At 65.8% G+C, this 1,666-nt stretch carries 3 protein-coding genes; all 3 read left to right on the top strand.

Annotation, left to right across the window (positions count from 1 at the left end; genetic code table 11):
* Positions 1–369: 3-hydroxyacyl-CoA dehydrogenase family protein (locus ACWPWO_RS18710; protein ID WP_454007881.1), on the top strand; the 369-nt coding region annotated here is incomplete at its 5' end.
* Entirely contained in the window at positions 366–1,340 is a 975-nt protein-coding gene (locus ACWPWO_RS18705; protein ID WP_454007880.1) for an ABC transporter substrate-binding protein, read from the top strand. The genes ACWPWO_RS18710 and ACWPWO_RS18705, both read left to right, overlap by 4 nt.
* Positions 1,337–1,666, top strand: a 330-nt coding sequence (locus ACWPWO_RS18700; protein ID WP_454007879.1) for an ATP-binding cassette domain-containing protein, incomplete at its 3' end; no start/stop codon positions are given. The genes ACWPWO_RS18705 and ACWPWO_RS18700, both read left to right, overlap by 4 nt.

Genomic DNA, 1,666 nt, shown 5'->3' with positions numbered 1-1,666 from the left:
ATGGTGGACGAAGGCGTGGCCAGCGCCGCCGACATCGACAAGGCCACCCGCTACGGCCTGGGCTTTCGCTTCGCCAGCATAGGCGTGCTGGAGTTCATCGACTACGGCGGCAACGACATCTTGTATCACGCGGGCAATTACCTGTCGCAGAACCTGGATCCCCAGCGCTACGCCGTGCCCGACATCATCGCCCGCTACATGGAAAGCGGGCGCAACGGCCTGCGCAGCGGGCAAGGCTTTCACGATTACCCGGCCGAGCAGGAACAGGCGTACCGCCGCGATGTGCTGGCGCGCGTCCTGGGCATGCTGCGCCACGTCGGCCTGGCCCCCGCCGGCGCCGATCACCTCGCCAAGGAGACACAGGAATGAAAAAACGCGCTGCACTGCTGTTCGCCCTTATCGCCTGCCAGGGCCTGGCGCAGGCCCAGGACTTACCCACCTTGCGCGTGGGCTGGACCATTCCGGGTGAAGAAGCCAAGTACCTGATGGCCAAGCGCCCCGAGCTGTTCCCCAACCTGGGCAAGACCTACCAGATCCAGTGGACCCAGTTCCAGGGCACTTCGCCCATGGTGCAGGCCATGCGCGCCAAGGTGCTGGACTGCGCCACCATGGCGCCCATGTCGCTGGCCAACGGCGCCATCGAGAGCGGCCTGAAGGCCTACATCGTGGCCCAGCACGTGCACTCGGACGCGGGGCACTTCTCCGTGTACTGGGCCGTGAAAGAGGACAGCCCCATCAAGAAGGCCGCCGACCTGAAGGGCAAGGTCATCGGCACCAACGCCTACGGTGCAGGGGTGTACTTCGACATGCTGCTGTGGCTGCGCCAGAACGGCATCGATCCGGACAAGGACGTCAAGATCGTGGAAACGGGCTTTCCGCCGGCCGCCGACGCCATCCGCAGCGGCCGCATCGACGCCGGCCCCATGGCCCAGCCCTTCGCCCTGCTGAATGAAGAAAAAGGCGGCCTGCGCAAGCTGTTCTCCCTGTCCGAAGTGGCCAGCCCGTCCGTGCAGATCTTCGAGGGCTGCAGCCAGGAATACAGCGACGCCCACCCCGACGTGGTGCGCGCCTACGTCCAGGACCTGAAGCACGCCATGAGCATGATGAACAAGGATCCGTCGCTGGCGGTGGAGGTCACCTCGCAGGTGACGCGCGCGCCCAAGGAGCTGCTGTCCAAGTACCTGTTCACCGACAAGGACTTCGCGCGCGTGCCCGACATGCAGCCGGACCTGGATTCCATCCAGAAGACCTATGACCGCTACCACGAGGCCGGCTTCCTGAAGCAGGCCCTGAACGTGCGGGACTTCTACCGCGCCGACCTGCGGGAGGACAAGCCATGATAGAACTGGACGGTGTGGGCAAGATATTCAGCACGCGCCGCGGCAGTTCGCACACGGCCCTGCGCGACATCGCCCTGGACATCCCCGCCGGCCGCTTCGTCTCCATCCTGGGACCCAGCGGCTGCGGCAAGACCACCACGCTGCGGTGCATCGCCGGGCTGGAGGAGCCCACGCGCGGCCGCATCGCGCTGGGCGGGCAGGACATCTTCAATGATGCGGGCGGCGTCAACGTGCCCACCCACAAGCGGGACCTGGGCATGGTGTTCCAGTCCTATGCCATCTGGCCGCACATGACGGTGTTCGAGAACGTGGCCTTGCCGCTGGAG

The sequence above is a fragment of the Alcaligenes sp. Marseille-Q7550 genome, assembly GCF_965112015.1.
This window is presented reverse-complemented; position numbering and strand designations above follow the sequence as displayed.

Coding starts and splice junctions, on each gene's coding strand:
- ACWPWO_RS18705 (WP_454007880.1), top strand. CDS start 366: ATGAAAAAACGCGCTGCACTGCTGTTCGCCCTTATCGCCTGCCAGGGC.